The sequence below is a fragment of the Xenorhabdus ehlersii genome (genome assembly GCF_003610465.1).
Lineage (GTDB): Bacteria > Pseudomonadota > Gammaproteobacteria > Enterobacterales > Enterobacteriaceae > Xenorhabdus > Xenorhabdus ehlersii.
Window position 1 is genome coordinate 378834 of sequence record NZ_RAQI01000001.1, and the last position, 22346, is coordinate 401179.

Below are 22346 nucleotides of genomic sequence, written 5' to 3' on the forward strand. Positions count from 1 at the left end.
TAGTGCAGCAAATATAAACATGAATCTCTTTTGAGCTTGAGCAAATGACACTATGAAACTGAAAAATATTCTAATGATAACCGCTATGACGGTAAGTTGTTTGATGCCAATTCATCAGGCAACAGCGGCGATAGCGTTAGATCGCACTCGCGTAATTTTTAATGGAAATATGAAATCCGTCAGCTTGAACATTGAAAATCAGCATCTTGATTTGCCTTATCTGGCACAGGCATGGATTGAAGATGATAAGGGAAATAAGATAAATGGCCCGATTGTCGTGGTCCCGCCAGTACAGCGTGTTGAAGCTGGAGCGAAGAGCCAAGTCAAAATTCAAACACTGCCAGCGATAGCCCAATTGCCACAAGATCGGGAAAGTTTGTTCTATTTCAACTTACGTGAAATTCCACCACGCAGTGAAAAACCAAACGTGCTGCAAATCGCCTTGCAGACACGTGTCAAGCTGTTCTATCGCCCGGAAGCCGTGATTGCACGCCGTATTGATCTTGATAATCCCTGGCAGGAAAAACTCACCTTAACCCGCGAAGGCAATCAATATGTGGTGAATAACCCAACACCTTATTACATCACTATTTCAGAAGCATCGAATAAGGTGAACGGTAAAAGTGTCGAGGGGTTTGAGCCTCTTATGTTGGCACCCAGAAGCAGTGAAAAACTTGGAGGAAGCGCTAACTCATTAGGCAATACGCCAGTACTGACCTATGTCAATGATTATGGTGGACGTCCACAGTTAACATTCAACTGTAGTGGCAATCCCTGCGCAGTGACAAAAGTTGTTACTGATGGAAACTGATTAAGTTGTATCGATGATGTTCCATCAATCAAGGTGTTGACTGGGCATCAACACAGAATTAGCCGAAATATGATGCGTTTTTTCGGTAATTAGTTGGATAAATGTAGGGTAAATAATCATGAATCCGTTAAGTATCAGATTATCCAGATATGTATTGCCAATGCTGTTTCTTTTCGGCATTGGTAGTCAGCAAAGTGCCTATGCACAAGATAATCTGCGTCAGGATGTCAGAATTACGCTAACTGTACTTGCTCCTACTTGTTCGATTAAGACAGAAGATCAAAACATAGAAGTGGATTTTGGAAATATTCTTAACAGTGATCTTTATCTGAAACATCGTACAAAGGGCGAGCTATTTTATCTGTATTTAGAGGATTGTGATCCTCAAATGATAAAGCGACTAAAAATCAAATTCTTAGGAGAGCCAAGCGAAGAGTTACCGGGGCTGTTGGCAATTAGATCTAATGGCCGCATTCGCGGAGTTGCCATTGGTATGGAAAAAATTGATGGTACGCCGATGCCGTTTAATAAAACCAGTGAATTCCCGTTATTAGCTAATAAAAAAGAGAATGTGATTCCATTCCGAGCATACATACAAGCAGCTCCCCGTGCTATTCAAGAGAAAAAGATTGGTTTTGGTCCATTTACTGCTGTCGCAACTTTTGAAGTTAATTACGACTAGTCATGCTGACTGGTTTTTCATCCACGATCTTGAGTCAGAGTTTGATGTTATTGGAAAATAAGTTATGTGCCATGTTAAAAAATCGTTGTTGAAGCTAGCAGCCTTGTTATTTTTGGTCAGTACCACGCATGTTTATGGCGGGGCTTATGTTATGCCGGTGAATACGCTTCCCTCAGGTAATCAAGCTATTACGACCATGGAAATCGTTGCATGGACAGAGGAAGAAGGGATACCAAATCCTTGCTACGGAAATACCGAATGCTATGTTGGCCCAGATGTGAAGTATAAGAATGGGCATCAACCGGGAATGTACGGCTCCTGTAGAGGGGCGAGGGTATGTTTGAATGATGCAAATAAATACCGGACAACTGCCGACGTTATGCGAGCCTATAAACACAAATTTGGCATTCCTAAACAGGTAACATTTACCATCATGACCACAGAGGCGGATTGTATCGGTTTGTTTTATACAACAAAGATAGATCCGGGATACGGTCAGGCTCAACAATTTCCCAATTCCACTTGCAACAAAATGCCACCTCCAAATCAAAGTTGTGAAATCCATTTACCTTCTGAAATTGCTTATGGGGAATTAACCGCTACAGAAGTGAATAATGCGACCCGCACAATTGACGGTACATTTAAATGTGCTGTTTATAGTAACAAGATTATGTTGCATGCCAAATCAACTAATAATGAAACAAAAATCTATCTCGATTCCGATAAGCAAATATATTCGACGTTACAGATTAATAAAATAAATGCAGCAAATGGAGTGAATGTCACTACTGATGGGAAGAATGTTGCCACGCCTTTCACACTGACGTCAGTATTGCACACACTAACACCACCGAAAGCCGGAAAATATGAAGGTACCGCAATAGTTTATTTAACTTATTTATAAATTGAGAGTAAAGATATTATGCAAGTCAGTATGCTGGTAGGAAAAAGAATCCAAATGAAAAGAAAAGAAATTGGAGTGACAGCAGCAGAGCTGGCAGACAAAATTGGAGTTAGTCATCAGCAATTGTCACGTTATGAACGCGGAACCAATAAAATCAGTCTGGAGCATTTGGTCGCTATTTCTATTGCCCTGGAAACGCCCGCAAACTGGTTTTTAGAGGATTGTTTTACTCCCCCTAAGGTTCATATGAATAATCAATATACCTGTGTAGCAGAAACAATATTGGGTTTGTAACACGAGCTTATTTATATTGATAGCAGCCATTCCAATTCAGGAATGGCTTTGTTTTTTTTACCGCCAAAAATGGCGGTATCTTATGGTAGGGTTATTTTATTTAGCAATTTTAGCATGCATTTCTTGTACAGAAATAACCTGCTCAGTAGGATCAGCGCTAAGTGCCATAGTGGTTGCAAAGCCACCATTCAGAGTTGTGTCATAGTGCACTTTATATTGCAGTGCGCTGCGGCGCAGCAGTTTTGAATCTTCAATTGCTTGGCGACCCGCAGTGGTATTAACGATGTAGTCATATTCACCATTTTTGATTCTGTCCTGAATATGCGGGCGTCCTTCATGAACTTTGTTCACCAAACGTGGGTTGATCCCTGCTTCACCCAATACAATCGCTGTACCGTGCGTTGCATCCAGTTCAAAGCCATGTTTAAGTAATTTAGCGGCTAAATCAACAACGCGCTCTTTATCACCTTCGCGTACAGACAGTAGTGCCCGGCCTTTTTTGCGCATGGTGGAATTACTGCCTAACATTGCTTTTGAAAAGGCTTCGGCAAAGGTCCGGCCAACCCCCATTACTTCACCGGTAGAACGCATTTCTGGTCCCAGAATTGGGTCAACGCCTGGGAATTTATTGAATGGCAGTACCACTTCTTTTACGGAGTAGTAAGGTGGAATGATCTCTTCCATTGTACCTTGCTCAAGCAGAGACTGGCCTGCCATCACACGTGCCGCTATTTTTGCCAGCGGCATACCCGTTGCCTTGGAAACAAATGGGACGGTACGTGCTGCACGTGGGTTCACTTCAATCAGGTAAACTTCGTTGTCTTTCACCGCAAACTGGACGTTCATCAGGCCGCGGACACGCAGTTCAAAGGCCAGTTTTTCAACTTGCTGGCGCATAACATCCTGAATTTCTTTGCTCAAGGTATAAGCAGGCAGAGAACAGGCTGAGTCACCGGAGTGAACACCCGCTTGCTCAATATGTTCCATAATGCCGCCAATCAGGACACGTTCACCATCACAGATAGCATCCACATCAACTTCAACAGCATCATCAAGGAAGCGATCCAGCAGGACTGGCGCATCGTTGGATACGCTGACCGCAGTCTGGAAGTAACGGCGCAAGTCTGACTCGTCGTATACAATTTCCATTGCACGCCCACCCAGCACATACGATGGACGAACGACCAGCGGATAACCAATCTCATTACCTTTTTCAACCGCCTGCTCGATAGTGGATACTGTGGCATTGGCTGGTTGTTTCAGGCCAAGACGATTAACGGCTTGCTGGAAACGTTCACGGTCTTCTGCCCGGTCAATGGCATCAGGGCTGGTGCCAATAATGGGTACACCGGCTGCTTCCAGTTCACGAGCCAGTTTCAGTGGTGTCTGGCCGCCATACTGGACAATAACGCCTTTTGGCTGTTCAACACGCACGATTTCCAGCACGTCTTCCAGTGTAACAGGTTCAAAATAAAGACGATCGGAAGTGTCATAATCGGTAGAAACGGTTTCTGGGTTACAGTTCACCATGATGGTCTCAAAACCATCTTCACGCAGAGCCAGAGCAGCATGTACGCAGCAATAATCGAACTCAATGCCTTGCCCGATGCGGTTCGGGCCTCCGCCTAATACCATGATTTTCGGTTTGTCGTTGTTCGGGTTGGCTTCACATTCGTCTTCGTATGTGGAGTACATGTAAGCAGTATCGGTAGCAAATTCTGCCGCACAGGTGTCAACACGCTTATAAACGGGGTATAAGTTGTAGTCATAGCGTAGCTTACGGATCTCTTTATCAGAGACTCCCACCAGTTTCGCCAGACGCGCATCCGCAAAACCTTTGCGTTTAAGATGGCGCAAGAAATCAAGGGTCAGGCCGTTAATACCTTGTTCTGCAACTTGTTCTTCCAGACGAATCAACTCTTCAATTTGTACCAAGAACCAGCGGTCGATATTGGTCAGGTTGAAGAGTCCATCAACGGACATACCAGCGCGGAAAGCATCAGCGATATACCAAATACGCTCAGCACCTGCATCTTTCAATTCACTACGGATTTTAGTCAGGGATTGTGGATCATCCAGATTGACTTTAGCATCAAATCCGGTCGCGCCAACTTCCAGACCACGCAGGGCTTTCTGCATGGACTCTTGGAAAGTACGGCCAATTGCCATCACTTCACCAACAGATTTCATCTGAGTGGTGAGGCGGTCATTGCTGCCGGCAAATTTCTCAAAGTTGAAGCGAGGAATTTTCGTCACAACATAATCGATGGAAGGTTCGAAAGACGCAGGGGTGAGTCCGCCCGTGATGTCGTTCATCAATTCATCAAGGGTATAACCGACCGCCAGTTTTGCGGCGATTTTCGCGATTGGGAAACCTGTTGCCTTGGAAGCCAATGCTGATGAACGAGAGACTCGTGGATTCATTTCAATGACGATCAGGCGGCCATTTTTCGGGTTCACTGCAAACTGAACGTTTGAACCACCGGTTTCGACACCAATTTCACGCAATACCGCCATCGAAGCGTTACGCATGATTTGGTATTCTTTGTCGGTCAGTGTCTGTGCTGGTGCTACGGTGATGGAGTCACCAGTATGGATGCCCATTGGATCGAAGTTTTCAATGGAACAGACGATAATGCAGTTATCGTTTTTATCCCGCACCACTTCCATTTCATACTCTTTCCAGCCAATCAGGGATTCATCGATCAGCAATTCATTAGTTGGGGAAAGGTCTAAGCCGCGTTCGCAGATTTCTTCGAACTCTTCACGGTTGTAAGCGATACCGCCCCCGCTTCCACCCATGGTAAAAGAGGGGCGGATAATGCAAGGGAAACCCACTTCTTCAGCTACCGCCAGCGCTTCTTCCATCGTGTGGGCAATGCCAGAACGAGCGGTGTCTAAGCCAATTTTCTTCATCGCCTTGTCAAAACGCTGGCGATCTTCTGCTTTATCGATGGCATCAGCGGTCGCCCCAATCATGGTGACGCTAAATTCTTTCAGTACGCCCTGACGCTCCAGTTCCAATGCACAGTTTAGTGCCGTTTGCCCACCCATTGTTGGCAGGATGGCATCCGGGCGCTCTTTTTCAATGATTTTGCGTACTACTTCCCACTGGATCGGCTCGATATAAGTTGCATCAGCCATTTCAGGATCGGTCATTATTGTTGCTGGGTTCGAGTTTACCAGAATGACGCGATAACCTTCTTCTCTCAGCGCCTTACAAGCCTGTGCGCCGGAGTAGTCAAATTCACAAGCCTGGCCGATAACAATGGGGCCAGCACCTAAGATCAGGATACTTTTAATATCAGTACGTTTTGCCATTTTTTTCTTCTCCTGATTATTTGGTGTTCTGAACGTTTGTCAGGCGATATTGCTCAATTAACTCGATAAAATGATCGAACAGTGAAGCGGCTTCATGTGGGCCTGGGCTAGCTTCTGGGTGCCCCTGAAAACTGAATGCTGGCTTGTCAGTACGATGAATGCCTTGCAATGTGCCATCAAAAAGTGACTTATGTGTTACACGCAGATTGGCTGGCAGTGAACTTTCATCAACAGCAAAACCGTGGTTCTGTGCCGTGATCATGACAACATTGCGATCCAGATCTTTGACCGGATGGTTGCCACCATGATGACCAAACTTCATTTTCACCGTTTTTGCGCCGCTGGCCAGTGCCAGCAACTGGTGCCCTAAACAGATGCCAAATACAGGGATTTCGGTATTCAGGAAGGTTTTGATTGCTTCGATAGCATAGTCGCATGGCTCTGGATCACCAGGTCCATTGGACAGGAAAATGCCATCCGGTGCCATTTTCAGTACTTCGTCGGCGGGAGTTTTTGCCGGTACAACTGTAACGCGGCAGCCGCGATCGACCAGCATACGCAGGATATTGCGCTTCACCCCAAAATCATAGGCCACAATATGGTAAGGCAATTCTTGCTCTTTGCGAGCTTCGGGTAGCCCATCCGCTAATGTCCAGCTTCCTTGTACCCATTGGTAAGATTGTGCTGTCGTGACTTCTTTTGCCAAATCCATGCCTTTCAGGCCAGGAAATGCTTTTGCTTTTTCCAGTGCAATCTGAGCATCTGCATCATTACCTGCAATGATACAGCCGTTCTGTGCCCCTTTTTCTCTTAATAGTCGGGTCAGTTTGCGTGTATCGATATCCGCGATGGCGACGATATTATGACGTTTCAGGTAATCAGACAGGTTTTCTTCGCTGCGGAAGTTACTGGTCACTAAGGGTAAATCACGAATAACTAAGCCTTGGGCTTGAATGGCGGGGGATTCTTCATCAGCGGCATTGATGCCGACATTACCAATATGGGGATAAGTAAGAGTAACAATTTGGCGGGAATAGGAAGGGTCGGTAAGTATTTCTTGATATCCGGTCATTGAGGTATTGAAGACCACTTCTCCAACAGCCACACCTTCTGCACCAATGGCGCGACCGTGAAATTGGGTTCCATCTTCCAGAACCAATATAGCTGACTTAATCAAAACGCCCTCCAAAAATGAATAATCAGTCGCATCCAATGCATATTAATTCAGAATTAGTCCTTAAAATCAATGCCAATCATGATTTTTGTCAAAATTTTGGCAAATTGCGCGCATTCTAATGATGAGAAGGGGGGTTGTCTACAAAAAATGGCATTTTTATTGGCTTTTTTACAACTCCCGGTTTGAGTTTGAATAAATATAGCTGAAAAGTATAAGGAAAGGGTGAGCAGATAAACGATTATGGTGGGAGAAAACTTAAGAACAGAAAAAATATGTGGTTTTTTTCGTGTTTATGAGAAAAAGACCACAAAAAGACTAAATATTATTACATAAATAGTCATTAATTGGGGTATTTTATCATAGATTGTCTATATATCATTTTTACGCAATTATTTTTTAAATAATTGCGTAAAAACATAATGTTATAATATTTTAAAATTAAATTTTATCAAGATTTAGTACATCTTTCATATTATAAAGTCCACTGTTTTTTCCTGTTAACCATATGGCTGCCTTAATTGCGCCATTAGCAAAGGTCATGCGGCTTGAAGCCTTGTGGCTTATCTCTACACGTTCACCGATATCGGCAAAGATCGCAGTATGCTCTCCCACAATATCACCTGCTCGGATGGTGGCAAATCCAATGCTTTTAGGATCGCGTTCTCCTGTATGGCCTTCACGGGCATAAACTGCGCTGGTTTTGAGATCGCGGCCTAATGCACTGGCGATGGATTCCCCCATTGCCAATGCTGTTCCTGATGGAGCATCTACCTTATGGCGATGGTGGGCTTCAATAATCTCGATGTCAGTATATTCCCCCATCACTGCGGCAGCTTTTTCCAGCAATTTTAATACCAGATTGACGCCGACACTAAAATTCGCAGCAAAAACAATGGAGATCTCACGGGAGGCTTCTGCAATGGCTTGTTTACCGGCATCATCAAAACCTGTTGTGCCGATGACCATTGATTTGCGATATTGCCGACAAATGGAGAGGTAGGCCAATGTGCCTTCAGGGCGAGTAAAATCGACCAGTACATCAAAGTGTTCAATGACCTGATGCAGGTCATCATTAATCATCACGCCGTTTTTACCAATCCCAGCCAGCTCTCCCGCATCGATTCCCACCAATGATGAGCCGGAACGCTCTAATGCTGCACCAAGCGTAACACCATCCAACAACTGGATAGCCTGAATGAGGTGGCGTCCCATGCGCCCGCCAGCGCCCACGATAGCAACACGAATATCTGTATCAGCCATAAGGCCCTCTCTATAAATCATTTTTAATTGAGGTGACAAAGGAAAGTTCTACAGCTTAACTGGCAAGAACTGGCAGCGCCAGATTTATAGCTTGGTCATAAGAAAAACAGGGATCATGTTGGAAATTATAAAATTTATCTATCTTCCTGCCTCTGGCAATTCGTAATGAAGATATTTGGTATTAAATCCTGCTAACAGTCATAAATGGCGTTTTAGCATTAGCAATAATAGTTATAAATATATAATGTGTTGATTTAATATACTGAATTATTGAGGTAATCTCTGGTAATGAGAAAAATGAAGAGGATAGTATTGCAAACTCGGTTTTTGTTGGAAATCGTATCAGAATAAATTGCTTATACGTTCCAACCTAAAAAAACCGAGTTTAAATAAAATTGAAGCTAATTAACTTCTTTCACTTCAACCCGTAACTCTTTTGGTACTTCAAAAACAATATTTTCTTCTCGGCCATGCAGCTCGTTAAGCGTTTCTGCACCGAAAGTTTTCAAACGTTCAATCACCTGTTGTACCAAAATATCAGGCGCAGATGCACCTGCCGTGACACCCACTGCATCCACACCTGTGATCCATTCTTCCTGGATATCCTTAGCTGAATCAATCAAATAGGCAGGCTTGCCTACGCGTTGTGCAAGTTCGGCCAAGCGATTTGAGTTTGATGAGTTTTTAGAACCAACCACTAGAACCACATCAGCCCCTAATGCCAAATCACGTACCGCTTCCTGACGGTTAGTTGTGGCATAGCAGATATCATCTTTGCGTGGGCCGACAATATTGGGGAACCTTGCATTAAGCGCATCAATCACTTCTGAGGTGTCATCAACAGAAAGTGTTGTTTGGGTCATAAAGCAGAGGTTATTTTCATCCTTAACTTGCAGTTTCCACACGTCTTCCGGTGATTCCACCAGATACATGCCACCATTAGGGTTATTGTATTGCCCCATGGTGCCTTCTACTTCGGGATGACCGGCATGTCCGATTAAAATTGCCTCTTTGCCTTTGCGACTCGCCCTTGCCACTTCCATATGGACTTTGGTAACCAGCGGGCAGGTAGCATCAAACAGCATGGTTAAATTACGGGAGCGGGCTTCTGCACGAATGGCCTGGGAAACACCATGGGCAGAGAAGATCAAAATGGCGCCATCAGGCACTTCTGAAATTTCTTCAATGAAAATGGCGCCGAGTTTCCTGAGGTTGTCAACCACATAACGGTTGTGTACCACTTCATGGCGAACATAGATGGGGGCACCGTACAATTCCAGTGCACGCTCCACGATGCTGATAGCACGATCAACACCGGCACAGAAACCACGAGGGTTAGCCAGCAATATTTGCATGGGTTTCCTCCAACTGAGGGTCAATTTCCAGCACTTCAATTTCAAAAGTGATGTTTTGTTCAGCCAGTGGATGGTTAAAATCAACAGTAATGGAACCTTCAGCCACTTCTTTGACAAACCCCGGCATTTCACTGCCGTTTATGGCTGTAAATAACATGATGGTTCCCACTTCTGGGATACCGGCATCGGAAAAATCACGAGGAGTGAAGTATTGGACTAAATCAGGATTGTGTTTGCCAAAAATGGTTTCCCCAGCCAGCGTAAATTGATGCTTATCACCAACTTTCAACCCAAGAAGCTGCTCTTCCAGTGGGGCAGAGAGGCTACCATCACCGAGGCGGAATAATGCGGGTTTATCTTGACTATAAGTCGAGTCTGCCGTAGAGCCATCATCCAGCTTTAATGTGAAATGTAATAAAACTGCACTGTGCGCTTGCACCTGCATTGACATGTTGCTCAAGCCTTTTACTTAAAAATGATTGCAAGTATACCGCTATTGGGTATAGACGAAGTTACCAGCCCCAGTTAACCATGCTGGGGCTGGTTTATTATCATTCTTTCAATGACTAAGTTTTCGAGACTGCTTGCTTGTCCTTGTTATCAGGGCTGATAAAGCTCTCTATGATAATGAGAGCAGCACCGATACAAATTGCAGAATCGGCAATATTAAAGGTAGGCCAGTGCCATTCTCCGACATAAAAGTCGATAAAATCGACAACAAAGCCATGCACCAGCCTATCGAACAAATTTCCCAAAGCCCCACCAATCACTAAGGCGTAGGCAATATTGCTCAGTTTTTGCTTGGCATTGGAACGATACATCATTACCAGCAGAACAACCGTGATGGCAACTGCCACCAATGCAAAGAACCAACGCTGCCAGCCACCCTTATCGGCCAGAAAACTAAAGGCTGCCCCTAAATTCTGGGCGTAAGTCAGATTGAAATAAGGTATCAATGGAATGGATTCGTACAGCGTGAAATGCTGCAACACTAAGTACTTGCTTCCCAAATCCAGGATGAATACCACAACAACCAGCCAAAGCCAGCGAAGTCCGGTGGAACAAATGGGCTTACTCATCAGGCAAATTTACGCTCTTCACCGTTACCGGCAACGTTAGTCACACAGCGGCCGCAAAGTTCTGCATGTTCCGCCACCAGACCCACGTTTTTAGCATAGTGCCAGCAACGTGGACATTTTTCTCCGTCTGCTTTGCGCAAAGCCACTTTAAGACCTGCCATTTCACTTTGTTGTGCATTCTCACTGGCGGCTGCATAAGCAGCAACTTCAACCTGAGAGGTCAGCAGGACAAAGCGCAGTTCATCAGACAGTTTGTCGAGTTTTTCTGCCAGTGCTTCATCTGCATAGAGTGTGACAGCCGCTTCCAGTGAACTGCGGATATGCTTATCATTACGAGCCTGTTCCAGAACTTTGTTCACTTCGCTACGTACTGCCAGCAGGTCAGCCCAGAAAGTATCGTTCATATCTTCGCCATCTGCCAGACCAAACAGCCCGTCATACCACTCTTCGGTAAAGACGTATTGAACACGTTTACCTGGCAATTCATGCCAAATTTCATCAGCAGTAAACGACAGAATCGGCATCATCCAGCGAACCAGGGCTTCTGCGATATGGAACAAGGCAGTCTGGCAGCTACGACGGGCAAGGCCGTCACTTTTCGCGGTATACTGGCGATCTTTGATGATATCCAGATAGAACGAACCCATTTCCACGGAACAGAATTGCATCAAGCGTTGAACCACAGAGTGGAAATCATACTCTTCATAGTATTTAAGGATATCTGCCTGTGCGGCCTGAGCGCGGCCTACAGCCCAGCGATCCAGAACAACCATATCTTCTGCTTTTACCATGTGCTCTTCTGGGTTGAAACCATTCAGATTTGCCAGCAGGAAGCGGGCGGTGTTGCGGATACGGCGGTAAGCATCAGCAGAACGTTTCAAGATCTCGTCAGAAACAGCGATTTCGCCAGTATAATCAGTGGCTGCCACCCATAAACGCAGGATATCTGCGCCCAGTTTGTTCATCACATCTTGCGGGCTGATGGTATTGCCGATGGATTTGGACATTTTACGCCCTTGTTCATCAACGGTGAAACCATGAGTCAGAACCTGGCGGTAAGGGGCTTTGCCTTTGATCGCAGTGGACAGCATCAATGAAGACATGAACCAGCCACGGTGCTGGTCAGAACCTTCCAGATACAGATCGGCTGAATTGCCGTTGAATTCTGGACGGGCATCCACAACCGAAGAATGGGTACTTCCTGAATCAAACCAAACATCCAGCGTATCTGGCGCTTTGGTGTAATCTGCGGCCTCATCACCCAGCAGGTCTGCTGCGTCCAGATCCCACCATGCCTGAATGCCATCGACTTCAACGCGTTTAGCGACTTCTTCGATCAATTCAACGGTACGAGGATGTGGCTCTTGTGTCTCTTTATGAATGAACAGAGACATGGGTACGCCCCATGTACGCTGGCGAGAAATACACCAGTCTGGACGGTTTTCTACCATTGATTCGATACGCGCTTGTCCCCAACCAGGTATCCACTGAACATCTTTGATCTCTTTTAGGGATTGTGCACGTAAACCATTTTTGTCCATGCTAATGAACCATTGTGGTGTTGCACGGAAGATGATGGGTTTTTTGTGGCGCCAGCAGCACGGGTAGCTGTGTTGGATTTTTTCCAGATTCAGCAATGTGCCTTTCTCTTTCAGCAATTCAACAATGATGTCGTTGGCTTTAAAGACAAATTGTCCATCCAGTGAAGGATAAGTGCCAGAGAGATAGCAGCCATTAGGGCCAACCGGGTTAGCGATTTCAAGGCCATATTTTAAGCTGATAGAGTAATCGTCTGGACCGTGACCACCAGCAGTATGTACTGCACCTGTACCGGCTTCAAGCGTTACGTGATCACCGAGGATGGCGGGAACATCGTAGCCCATGAATGGATGGTTGAAGCGCAACAGTTCCAGAGCTGCGCCCGTGCAATCGCCTAAAACTTCCCATGCAGTGATACCTGCGCGCTGCATAACGCTTTCGACAAGTTCAGCCGCCAGAATGATGCATTCATCATTGATTTTGACCAATTGGTAGGTAATTTCCGCACCCAAGGCAATTGCACGGTTTGCTGGCAATGTCCACGGGGTGGTGGTCCAGATGATTAAAGAAACAGGCAGCCCTTGTGGTTGTACATCAAATTTGGCGTACACGGCATCGGCATCAACGGCCGCGAAGCGCACGTCGATGGAAGGGGAGGTTTTATCGTAGTATTCCACTTCCGCTTCGGCGAGGGAGGAACCACAGTCAGTACACCAGTGAACAGGTTTTACACCTTTCAGCAAGTGCCCATTTTTGATAATACGGCCTAGTGCACGAATGATGTCGGCTTCGGTTTTGAAGTCCATGGTCAGGTAAGGTTTATCCCAATCGCCCAAGACACCCAGACGTTTGAAGTCCGCTTTTTGTGCTTCGACCTGAGTCATGGCATATTTACGGCACTCAGCACGGAATTCAGCGGCGGAAAATTTTTCCCCTGGCTTGCCGATAATCTGCTCAACCTTGAGCTCAATAGGCAAACCGTGGCAGTCCCAACCCGGAATATAAGGTGAGTCGAAGCCTGACAGCCCCTTGGACTTAATAACAATATCTTTGAGAATTTTATTAACTGAGTGACCAATATGAATATCGCCGTTTGCATAAGGAGGGCCATCATGCAAAATAAACGTTTTCTTGCCAGATTTTGCTTTTCTAATTGCCTGATACAAACCTTCTTTGTACCAACGTTTCAACATATCTGGTTCGCGCTTAGCTAAATCCCCGCGCATAGGGAACCCTGTTTCCGGTAAATTCAGGGTGTCTTTATAGTCACTCATTATAGATTCTCAGTTCCAATTTTCCGCTAGATACATGACTTGGCTCGCTGCAAGAGATAGTCTCTCGCAGCAACCACATCATTTGCGATTTGCTGTTTAAGCGCATCAAGCGAAGCAAATCGCTGCTCATTACGCAATTTTTTACGTAATACCACATCGATATGATGCCCATACAGATCCATTTGGGTATCAATCAAATGCACTTCAAGTTGCTGGCCAAGGCCTGCAACTGTGGGGCGATTGCCTATGTTTGCAACACCCGGTAGGGGGTTATCGCCCAGTCCGTGGACTTCAACAGCATAAACGCCCTTAACAGGCGCAACGAGACGTTTCAACGGTAAGTTGGCTGTGGGAAAACCGATGGTGCGCCCCAATTGCTTACCGTGAACAACTCTGCCACTTATACTGTAAGGATGCCCCAATAATATTTCGGCCAAAGCCAAGTCATCACTTTGCAGTGCCTGACGAATGGCTGTACTGCTGATCCTAAGACCGCTATCACAAAAACTGTCTGTGCTGGCGACATCAAAACTGTATTGTTTACCTGCTTGTTGTAAGTAGTGGAAATCTCCGCGGCGATTTTTGCCAAAACGGAAATCGTCTCCTATTGCCAGAAACTTAACACCCAGTTTTTCAACGAGCAACTGTGAAACAAAGGCTTCAGGTGAGTTGGCTGCAAAATGTTTGTCAAATTTCACACATAACAGATAATCAACGCCATTTTGGGCTAGATATTTTATTTTATCTCTCAGCCTTGTCAGGCGAGCTGGCGCTTTATCTGCCACAAAAACTTCCAGAGGCTGCGGTTCGAAAATCATGACCATCGTCGGTAACCCGAGACGCAGCCCTTCTTGCTTCAAGTGTTTTAATAAAGCCTGATGCCCGCGATGGACACCATCAAAATTACCAATCGTCAGCACGCAACCATGGTGACGCGCCCGGATATTGTGTATACCGCGAATTAGCTCCATAGCTGGCTCAATACCGTGGAAATTGCCGGATTATACCTTGTACAAAGCTCAAGGTTAACCCACGATCACAAAGGGTTTTAATTAATAACCTGATTCATACAATAAAAATAGGCTAGATGCCCGAAAAATATTTAATTTATCGCATTTCTCTGTGATTCATTCAGTTTTTTATTGCGAAAGACTGTATTCCCTCTGAGTAAGCTGATAAAATCCCGCCCCATCACAACGTAACCAGCGTCGCTGTACAACGACGCTTATTTGCACAAATCCATTGACAAAAGAAGGCTGAACAGGCATATTCCTCGGCCTTTGAATTGTCCTCGATAGAATATATTTGGGAGTTGGACCTTGGCTAATATCAAATCAGCTAAGAAACGCGCCGTACAGTCTGAGAAACGCCGTCAGCACAATGCGAGCCGTCGTTCTATGGTGCGCACTTTTATCAAGAAAGTCTACGCGGCTATCGCTGCTGGCGACAAAGAAGCTGCACAGAAAGCATTCAATGACATGCAACCAATTGTTGATCGTCACGCCTGCAAAGGTCTGATCCACAAAAACAAAGCAGCACGTCATAAATCTGCTCTGGCAGCACAAATCAAAGCAATGTAATCATTCGTTTTGATGATGCTAAAAAAACCGGCTTTAAGCCGGTTTTTTTGTATCTGCTGGTTTTAACGTGTTAGTTTTAATCTGCTGTTTTTAAATAAAAACTTTAATATAATTTTTCAGGGCGACTTTTTGGTGGTGAACTGAATAAAGCAGAAAAATCTTTGTTACACACGCGCTGGACTGCCGGATGCTGAATCATACGCTCGGCAAAGATGACGTAATATTCTTCCTGTACCGTATCCAATCGACCTATCTCAACAATATCACTATCAGCAAAAATATCATTGGCGTAGAAAGAAGGCGCAATGAAAATGGCGTTGTGATACATACCAAATGCTTTCATCAAAGCGGCATCATCAAATTCACCCAGCACTTCAACTTCAAGATTTTTATTGCGTATCCATGTCAGGAGCTTTCTTCCCAACATTGAGCGGCGGCCCGGAATTAATAAACGGCGCTCTTCCAAACATGCTGGAAAGGATTTTTCTGGAATTGGTTGGCGGCAGTAAAAACTAATATTACATTCCCCCAATTTCACTGAAAACAATCCTTCCTGTTGAGAAGAATCCACTGGGCAATCGGATAGGATCATATCCAGCTTATGCTGGCTAAGTTGTTCAAGCAGCATTTCATGTGTCGATTCAAAACAACGCAAGTGGATCTTTTCGTGCTCTACAACGGTCGTTTCCAATACCTTACTTACTAAACGTTTGGACAGCGCATCAGCGACACCCACATCAAACAGCAAATTTGATTCTCGGCTGTAAGTCACGATGTCCATCATTTCCTGGCTGAGTGTAAACATCTTATCCGCATAGCGGAAAACTAATTGTCCCAGTTCTGAGGGCACTAATCCTCTTCCTTGGCGTTTGAATAACTTCCCACCCAGGCGCTCTTCCAACGCTTTTATCTGTCCTGTAATGGTTTGTGGGGTCAGATATAGTGCTTCTGCCGCTCCCACAACAGAGCCTTCCTTGCAAACGTGCCAAAAATAATAGAGGTGGTTAAAATTTAAATGTGAAACCCGCATATATTTATCCTTGTGTATTGCCTCGTATCTGTATAACAGCCGTGACCATACATTTCAGGTCGCCAGATTATGGCGTTTTCCTATTTTTCTATCACTATTTTTTATTACTATGAAAATATTCGCGACATCTCAGGTATCAAAGTTTTGCCGCGAATATTAAAAGAATGAGTTACCTCGGAAATTCTTTCTATATCTGTGCTTAAATTAATCTATTCATCTATTTTTGACCACGTTTTTTCTTCGGTAACAGTATGGTGAGTAACCCATAACCAACAACCGCCGCGGTTGTGGAACCCATCAATATGCCTAAGCGGGAATAAGTACTGAAGGTATCATTGAGACCTTCAAATGCCAGACCTGAGATAAAAATAGACATGGTAAAACCGATTCCACACAGTACGGAAACAGCGAAGATTTGTCTCATACCAATTTTTTCCGGCAATTTGGCGATCCCCAGTTTTACCGAAATCCAGCTAAACAGGAAAATACCCAATGGCTTACCAAGAAACAGGCCAAGTGCGATGCCTATAGGCAATATACTGGTTAAACCATCTAATGTGACACCCTGTAGTGAAACACCCGCATTGGCAAAAGCAAACAGTGGCAGAATTAAATAAGCGACCCATGAATGCAGTTCATGCTCCAGGGTTTCTGAGGGTGACTCACCTTTTTTATCTCGAAGGGGGATCAAGAATCCAACAATAACGCCAGCCAGTGTGGCATGAACACCTGATTTCAAGATACACACCCATAAAACAGCACCAACAATCAGATAAGCGGATGTTTTAGCTATTCCTTTCCAATTCATCCAAGCCAATAGCCCAATCATGGCGGTAGCCAAACCTAATGCAGCCAGGGATATTGTTTTGGTATAGAACAAAGCGATAATGATGATGACACCTAAATCATCAATAATCGCCAGCGCAAGCAAAAATACTTTTAATGCGGTGGGAACGCGTTTCCCCAACAACGCCATGATCCCTAATGCAAAAGCGATATCTGTTGCGCAGGGAATTGCCCAACCTTGTTGGGTGATCTCGTCACTGCCATTAAACAGCAGATAGATCAATGCCGGAGCCAACATCCCTCCAAGCGCCGCAATGGCGGGGAAAATGGCTTTGTCGCGACCAGCAAGTGAGCCTTCCATGAGTTCCCGTTTCACTTCCAGCCCGACAATGAGAAAAAACACGGCCATTAATCCATCATTTATCCATAGTAATAATGGCTTATTGATTTCCAGCGCTGCGAATTGCATTGCAACAGGAAGATTGAGAAATTGATGATAAATACCCTGCAATGGCGTATTCGCCATAACCAGCGCAAAAATGGCCGCTATAATGAGAAGGATTCCTCCAGCGGCCTCTAATTTCAAGAATTGGCGAATGATTGCAGTCATGGATAAATTAACCTATGAAATGGATCAAGGTCATGCATATTATGCTAGTCATGATATCGGAAAAAGCAGATTATTTGTGCTAAATTGTTCGTTATATTCGAATTATAACATAATGAAATAATGTTTTTCGAACTATTGATAAATTACACTGCATAGCAGAAGAGATTTTAATCATTATTTGTGCTAACGATATAAGAAAAATACTCTATGACAACGTTACTTTTCCTGTTTGTCCTTGGCGCAGCATTGCTACATGCCAGTTGGAATGCTTTGGTTAAGATTAGCGCAGATCGGTTCTTGGGCATTGCAATTATTGTCTTTTTTGCCGGAATTATCGCCACATTGGGATTGTTTTGGGTTGAATTGCCGTCATTATCCTCTCTGCCGTGGTTAATCTTCTCTGCTGTTTTACATACGACTTATTGTCTGTTTTTAAGCCGCTCTTATGCTACGGGAGATTTAGGGCAGGTATATCCAATTGCCAGAGGTTGTGCGCCACTCATTACCGCTTTATTTAGTTGGGTCATTTTGCAGGAAATGTTGCCGCCCCTTGCCATGCTCGGAGTAGGGCTTATTATCGTAGGGATTATGTTAATTGCTTTTCCACACGGGAAAAATTCTCTTCAACTGGATCGCAAAACGTTAATTGCAGCAATCATAACATCGGCATTTACCGCTGGTTATACTTTATCCGATGGAGCAGGCTCCAGAGCCAGCGATAATACTTTGACCTATATCTTATGGCTGTTTGCTATTAATGGCTGGGTAATGGGCGCGATTATGTATTTCCGGTATTGGAATACTGCCGGAAGGATGCTCCACCAATACTGGAAACAGGGAGTACTGGGCGGGCTGATGCAATTATTAAGTTATGGCATCGTAATTTGGGCGATGGGTCATGCGCCCATCGTGCTGGTTGCGGCATTGCGCGAAACTAGCGTGTTATTTGCAATGTTATTGTCAGTCGTTATCTTGCGGGAACCGTTTAGCAAAATGCGATTATTAGCTTGTATTGTGATTGTGGCTGGGGTTATTGCTACGAAGCTAGGGTAACTTCCCTTTAAAGTTGAGGGTGGCTTAATAGATTAGAAATCCCGCCTGATTATCAATACATTAGAAAGATAATCAGATGGGATTTATGCGAGATCTCACAAAGGTATTAAATTACTTAGTCAGATCATCAAAAAATTTCTTCACACCATCAAGGAAACTTTTGGAGCGAGGGCTATTGGTTTCACCGCTTTTTCCGCCAAAAGATTCGCCCAATTTACGCATCAGCTCTTTTTGCTCTTCATTCAGCTTAACCGGTGTTTCTACTACGACACGGCACAGCAAGTCGCCCTGAACACCGCCACGGACGGATTTAACACCTTTACCTTTCATACGGAACAACTTGCCAGTTTGGGTTTCCGCCGGGATTTTCAGGCTGACACGGCCATCAAGGGTTGGGACTTCAATTTCGCCGCCCAATGCCGCGGTTGCGAAGTTGATCGGAACTTCACAATAAAGATTGCTACCATCGCGCTCGAAGATATGGTGAGGCTTGACTTGCACCTGAACGTACAAATCGCCGGATGGTGCTCCGTGTTCACCGGCTTCACCTTCACCACTCAAGCGAATGCGATCGCCAGTGTCGACGCCTGCTGGAATTTTAACGGACAGCGTTTTGTATTTTTCAACACGACCATGTCCATGACATTTACCGCAAGGATCTTTGATGATTTTTCCGTGTCCATGACACTGCGGGCAAGCTTGTTGAACTGCGAAGAACCCTTGGCGCATTTGTACCTGACCTGCCCCGTGACAGGTTGGGCAAGTTTCTGGGCTGGTACCCGCTTTAGCTCCGCTGCCGTGACAGGTATCACAAGATTCCAGGGTTGGAATGCGGATCTCTTTGGTCACACCACGGACAGCTTCTTCCAGGGTTAATTCCATGCTGTAACGCAGGTCTGAGCCACGGCTAGGACGCTGCTGACGACGGCCACCACCGAAAATATCTCCGAAAACGTCACCAAAGATATCGCTAAAGTCAGCTCCGCCACCGAAACCACCTGAGCCACCGCCCATGCCACCTTGTTCAAAGGCAGCGTGACCATATTGGTCATAAGCGGCACGTTTCTGAGAATCTGTCAGGATCTCATACGCTTCTTTAATTTCTTTGAATTTACTTTCTGATTCTTTATCACCCTGGTTACGGTCTGGGTGATATTTCATTGCCAGCCGTTTATAGGCTTTTTTGATCTCTTTTTCGTCTGCGGTTTTGGAAACTCCCAAAACTTCGTAATAATCTTTTTTTGCCATCGTATTGTTTACCCTTAACACGCACGCACGGGCGTAGAGTTACCTCAACGCCCGTGCCAGTTAACAAGTAACAGGCGCCCTGTTACTTTGCCCGCTAAGGGCTATTATTTTTTGTCTTTAACTTCTTCGAATTCAGCGTCTACAACGTCGTCGTCTTTCTTCGCGTTGCTTGCGCCAGCATCGGCAGCACCAGCCTGAGCTTGTTGTTGGGCAATTTCCAGCAGTTTCTTGGATGCTTCAACCAAGGCTTGGATCTTCGCTTCAATTTCAGCTTTATCTTCGCCTTTCGCCGCAGTTTCCAGCTCAGAAGTTGCTTTCTCGATTGCCGCTTTATCGTCTGCTGCCAGTTTGTCACCCGCTTCTTCAACTTGCTTACGAGTGCCGTGGATCAGTTGGTCAGCTTGGTTACGGATTTGAACCAGCTCTTCAAACTTACGGTCAGCTTCTGCGTTTGCTTCTGCATCACGTACCATCTGTTGGATTTCTTCTTCGTTCAGACCAGAAGAGGCTTTGATGGTGATGTTTTGCTCGCGACCTGAGTTTTTGTCTTTCGCAGAAACGTGCAGGATGCCGTCAGCATCGATATCGAAAGTCACTTCGATCTGCGGAGTACCGCGCATTGCTGGTTGAATACCATCCAGGTTGAACTGACCCAGAGATTTGTTATCGCCGGCACGCTTACGCTCACCTTGTAATACATGGATCGTTACCGCAGACTGGTTGTCTTCCGCTGTAGAGAACACTTGACTATGTTTAGTTGGGATAGTGGTGTTCTTAGAAATCAGGGAAGTCATCACGCCGCCCATGGTTTCGATACCCAGAGACAGTGGAGTTACGTCCAGCAGCAGAACGTCTTTCACGTCACCAGCCAGTACACCACCTTGAACTGCTGCACCCATTGCCACTGCTTCGTCTGGGTTCACGTCTTTACGTGGTTCTTTGCCGAAGAAATCTGCGACTGCTTTCTGCACCAGTGGCATACGAGTCTGACCACCAACCAGAATAACGTCGTTGATGTCAGAGACAGACAGGCCAGCGTCATTCAATGCAACTTTCAGAGGTTCGATAGAACGTTTAACCAGGTCTTCAACCAGAGATTCCAGTTTTGCACGGGTAACTTTAATGTTCATGTGCTTAGGACCGGTTGCATCTGCTGTGATGTATGGCAGGTTTACATCAGTCTGCTGTGCAGAAGAAAGTTCGATCTTCGCTTTTTCTGCTGCTTCTTTCAGACGCTGCATTGCCAGTGGGTCATTACGTAGATCGATGCCTTGTTCTTTCTTAAACTCGTCAACCAGATAGTTGATCATGCGGCTGTCGAAGTCTTCACCACCTAAGTGGGTATCACCATTGGTTGCCAGAACTTCATACGTTTTTTCACCATCAACTTCATCGATTTCGATGATAGAGATATCGAAAGTACCACCACCCAAGTCATAAACCGCGATGGTACGGTTGCCCACTTCTCTGTCCAGGCCGTAAGCCAGTGCAGCCGCAGTAGGTTCGTTGATGATACGCTTAACTTCCAGACCTGCGATACGGCCAGCATCTTTAGTTGCCTGACGCTGTGCGTCGTTGAAGTATGCAGGAACGGTGATAACCGCTTCGGTTACTGGTTCACCCAGATAGTCTTCCGCTGTTTTCTTCATTTTTTTCAGAACTTCAGCAGAAACCTGAGGGGGTGCCATTTTTTGGCCTTTTACTTCCAGCCATGCATCGCCGTTATCCGCACCTGTGATTTTGTATGGCATGATAGATACGTCACGCTGTACTTCTTCGTCCTGGAAACGACGGCCAATCAAACGTTTAATGGCGAACAACGTGTTTTGCGGGTTAGTAACAGCCTGACGTTTAGCTGGTTGACCAACCAGAGTTTCACCATCCTGAGTATATGCGATGATAGAAGGTGTGGTACGGTCACCTTCGCTGTTTTCAAGCACACGAGTGGTTGTGCCGTCCATAATTGCTACACAAGAGTTGGTAGTTCCCAAGTCGATACCAATGATTTTACCCATCTAAACGCCTCCACAAAGAATTCATATATTCGGTCAAGTTACTAAGCTATATGAGGACGAATGTTTACTTTTCAATGGCTCTGTTCGCCAGACATTCCTCATTTTGTTTTCCAGCTAATGCTGAAATATTCAGTAGTAACTGTAGTTGAGACTTAGATGGGGTCATTCATCTCATCATCAAGGGGAGAATTGAAAAAAAATTGAGATTTAATAAAAAAATTTTTCGCAGGCCATTGTGTAGTTGATGTCATCACATTATGATTCGCCGCCTTTTATGATTTCTTGGTGCAGGAAAGCGCCACGATAAATTTTTTAATATTTTGTTTTA

Annotated in this window: 18 protein-coding genes; 6 read left to right on the plus strand and 12 right to left on the minus strand. The window is 45.1% G+C overall.

Going from position 1 to position 22346, the window contains the following annotated elements; genetic code table 11:
• Positions 1-52 precede the first annotated feature (52 nt).
• From BDE27_RS01865 to BDE27_RS01880, 4 genes are all read left to right on the plus strand, one after another.
• Positions 53-811, plus strand: coding sequence for a fimbria/pilus periplasmic chaperone (locus tag BDE27_RS01865; protein ID WP_099132753.1), 759 nt, complete (start codon positions 53-55; stop codon positions 809-811).
• Positions 812-929: 118 nt separating this feature from the next.
• Complete coding sequence (locus BDE27_RS01870) at positions 930-1493, plus strand: fimbrial protein (RefSeq protein WP_099132752.1); 564 nt, start codon at positions 930-932, stop codon at positions 1491-1493.
• Positions 1494-1557: 64 nt separating this feature from the next.
• Positions 1558-2397 carry an MrpH family fimbial adhesin gene (locus BDE27_RS01875; RefSeq protein WP_099132751.1) on the plus strand — a complete coding sequence of 280 codons (840 nt, stop codon included), beginning with the start codon at positions 1558-1560 and terminating at the stop codon, positions 2395-2397.
• A gap of 30 nt (positions 2398-2427) precedes the next feature.
• Positions 2428-2691 carry a helix-turn-helix domain-containing protein gene (locus BDE27_RS01880; RefSeq protein ID WP_317618135.1) on the plus strand — a complete coding sequence of 88 codons (264 nt, stop codon included), beginning with the start codon at positions 2428-2430 and terminating at the stop codon, positions 2689-2691.
• A 96-nt stretch (positions 2692-2787) separates the two neighbouring features.
• On the opposite strand, the gene carB is transcribed toward BDE27_RS01880, so the two are convergent.
• The 8 genes from carB to ribF all read right to left on the minus strand — a co-directional run bounded on the left by carB (position 2788) and on the right by ribF (position 14667).
• Entirely contained in the window at positions 2788-6012 is a 3225-nt protein-coding gene (gene carB / locus BDE27_RS01885; RefSeq protein ID WP_099132749.1) for a carbamoyl-phosphate synthase large subunit, read from the minus strand.
• A 16-nt stretch (positions 6013-6028) separates the two neighbouring features.
• Entirely contained in the window at positions 6029-7189 is a 1161-nt protein-coding gene (gene carA / locus BDE27_RS01890; protein WP_099132748.1) for a glutamine-hydrolyzing carbamoyl-phosphate synthase small subunit, read from the minus strand.
• Positions 7190-7627: 438 nt separating this feature from the next.
• Entirely contained in the window at positions 7628-8449 is an 822-nt protein-coding gene (dapB, locus tag BDE27_RS01895) for a 4-hydroxy-tetrahydrodipicolinate reductase (RefSeq protein WP_099132747.1), read from the minus strand.
• A gap of 401 nt (positions 8450-8850) precedes the next feature.
• A complete protein-coding gene (gene ispH / locus BDE27_RS01900; RefSeq protein ID WP_099132746.1) occupies positions 8851-9804 on the minus strand; it encodes a 4-hydroxy-3-methylbut-2-enyl diphosphate reductase in 954 nt (317 codons plus the stop codon).
• A complete protein-coding gene (fkpB, locus tag BDE27_RS01905; protein ID WP_099132745.1) occupies positions 9785-10255 on the minus strand; it encodes an FKBP-type peptidyl-prolyl cis-trans isomerase in 471 nt (156 codons plus the stop codon). The genes ispH and fkpB overlap by 20 nt, the downstream gene beginning before the upstream one ends.
• A 115-nt stretch (positions 10256-10370) precedes the next feature.
• Positions 10371-10883: a signal peptidase II gene (gene lspA, locus BDE27_RS01910; RefSeq protein WP_099132744.1), complete on the minus strand. Its 513-nt coding sequence runs from the start codon at positions 10881-10883 to the stop codon at positions 10371-10373.
• The gene (gene ileS, locus BDE27_RS01915) at positions 10883-13696 is read right to left on the minus strand and encodes an isoleucine--tRNA ligase (RefSeq protein ID WP_099132743.1); all 2814 of its coding nucleotides are present in this window, start codon (positions 13694-13696) and stop codon (positions 10883-10885) included. Before ileS ends, lspA begins: the two co-directional genes overlap by 1 nt.
• A 26-nt stretch (positions 13697-13722) precedes the next feature.
• Positions 13723-14667, minus strand: a complete 945-nt coding sequence (ribF, locus tag BDE27_RS01920) for a bifunctional riboflavin kinase/FAD synthetase (RefSeq protein WP_099132742.1) — start codon at positions 14665-14667, stop codon at positions 13723-13725.
• A 348-nt stretch (positions 14668-15015) separates the two neighbouring features.
• Here ribF and rpsT point away from each other — a divergent pair, with 348 nt between their 5' ends.
• A complete protein-coding gene (gene rpsT / locus BDE27_RS01930) occupies positions 15016-15276 on the plus strand; it encodes a 30S ribosomal protein S20 (RefSeq protein ID WP_038240544.1) in 261 nt (86 codons plus the stop codon).
• A gap of 103 nt (positions 15277-15379) precedes the next feature.
• On the opposite strand, the gene nhaR is transcribed toward rpsT, so the two are convergent.
• Entirely contained in the window at positions 15380-16306 is a 927-nt protein-coding gene (gene nhaR, locus BDE27_RS01935; RefSeq protein ID WP_099132741.1) for a transcriptional activator NhaR, read from the minus strand.
• Positions 16307-16523: 217 nt separating this feature from the next.
• A complete protein-coding gene (nhaA, locus tag BDE27_RS01940; RefSeq protein WP_099132740.1) occupies positions 16524-17702 on the minus strand; it encodes a Na+/H+ antiporter NhaA in 1179 nt (392 codons plus the stop codon).
• Between the two features lie 207 nt (positions 17703-17909).
• Here nhaA and BDE27_RS01945 point away from each other — a divergent pair, with 207 nt between their 5' ends.
• Positions 17910-18755, plus strand: a complete 846-nt coding sequence (locus BDE27_RS01945) for a DMT family transporter (protein ID WP_099132739.1) — start codon at positions 17910-17912, stop codon at positions 18753-18755.
• A gap of 111 nt (positions 18756-18866) precedes the next feature.
• Here BDE27_RS01945 and dnaJ read toward each other — a convergent pair whose 3' ends face one another.
• Together dnaJ and dnaK are read right to left on the minus strand one after the other, a co-directional pair.
• Complete coding sequence (gene dnaJ / locus BDE27_RS01950; protein ID WP_099132738.1) at positions 18867-20003, minus strand: molecular chaperone DnaJ; 1137 nt, start codon at positions 20001-20003, stop codon at positions 18867-18869.
• A gap of 104 nt (positions 20004-20107) precedes the next feature.
• A complete protein-coding gene (dnaK, locus tag BDE27_RS01955) occupies positions 20108-22018 on the minus strand; it encodes a molecular chaperone DnaK (protein WP_099132737.1) in 1911 nt (636 codons plus the stop codon).
• Between the last annotated feature and the right edge of the window lie 328 nt (positions 22019-22346).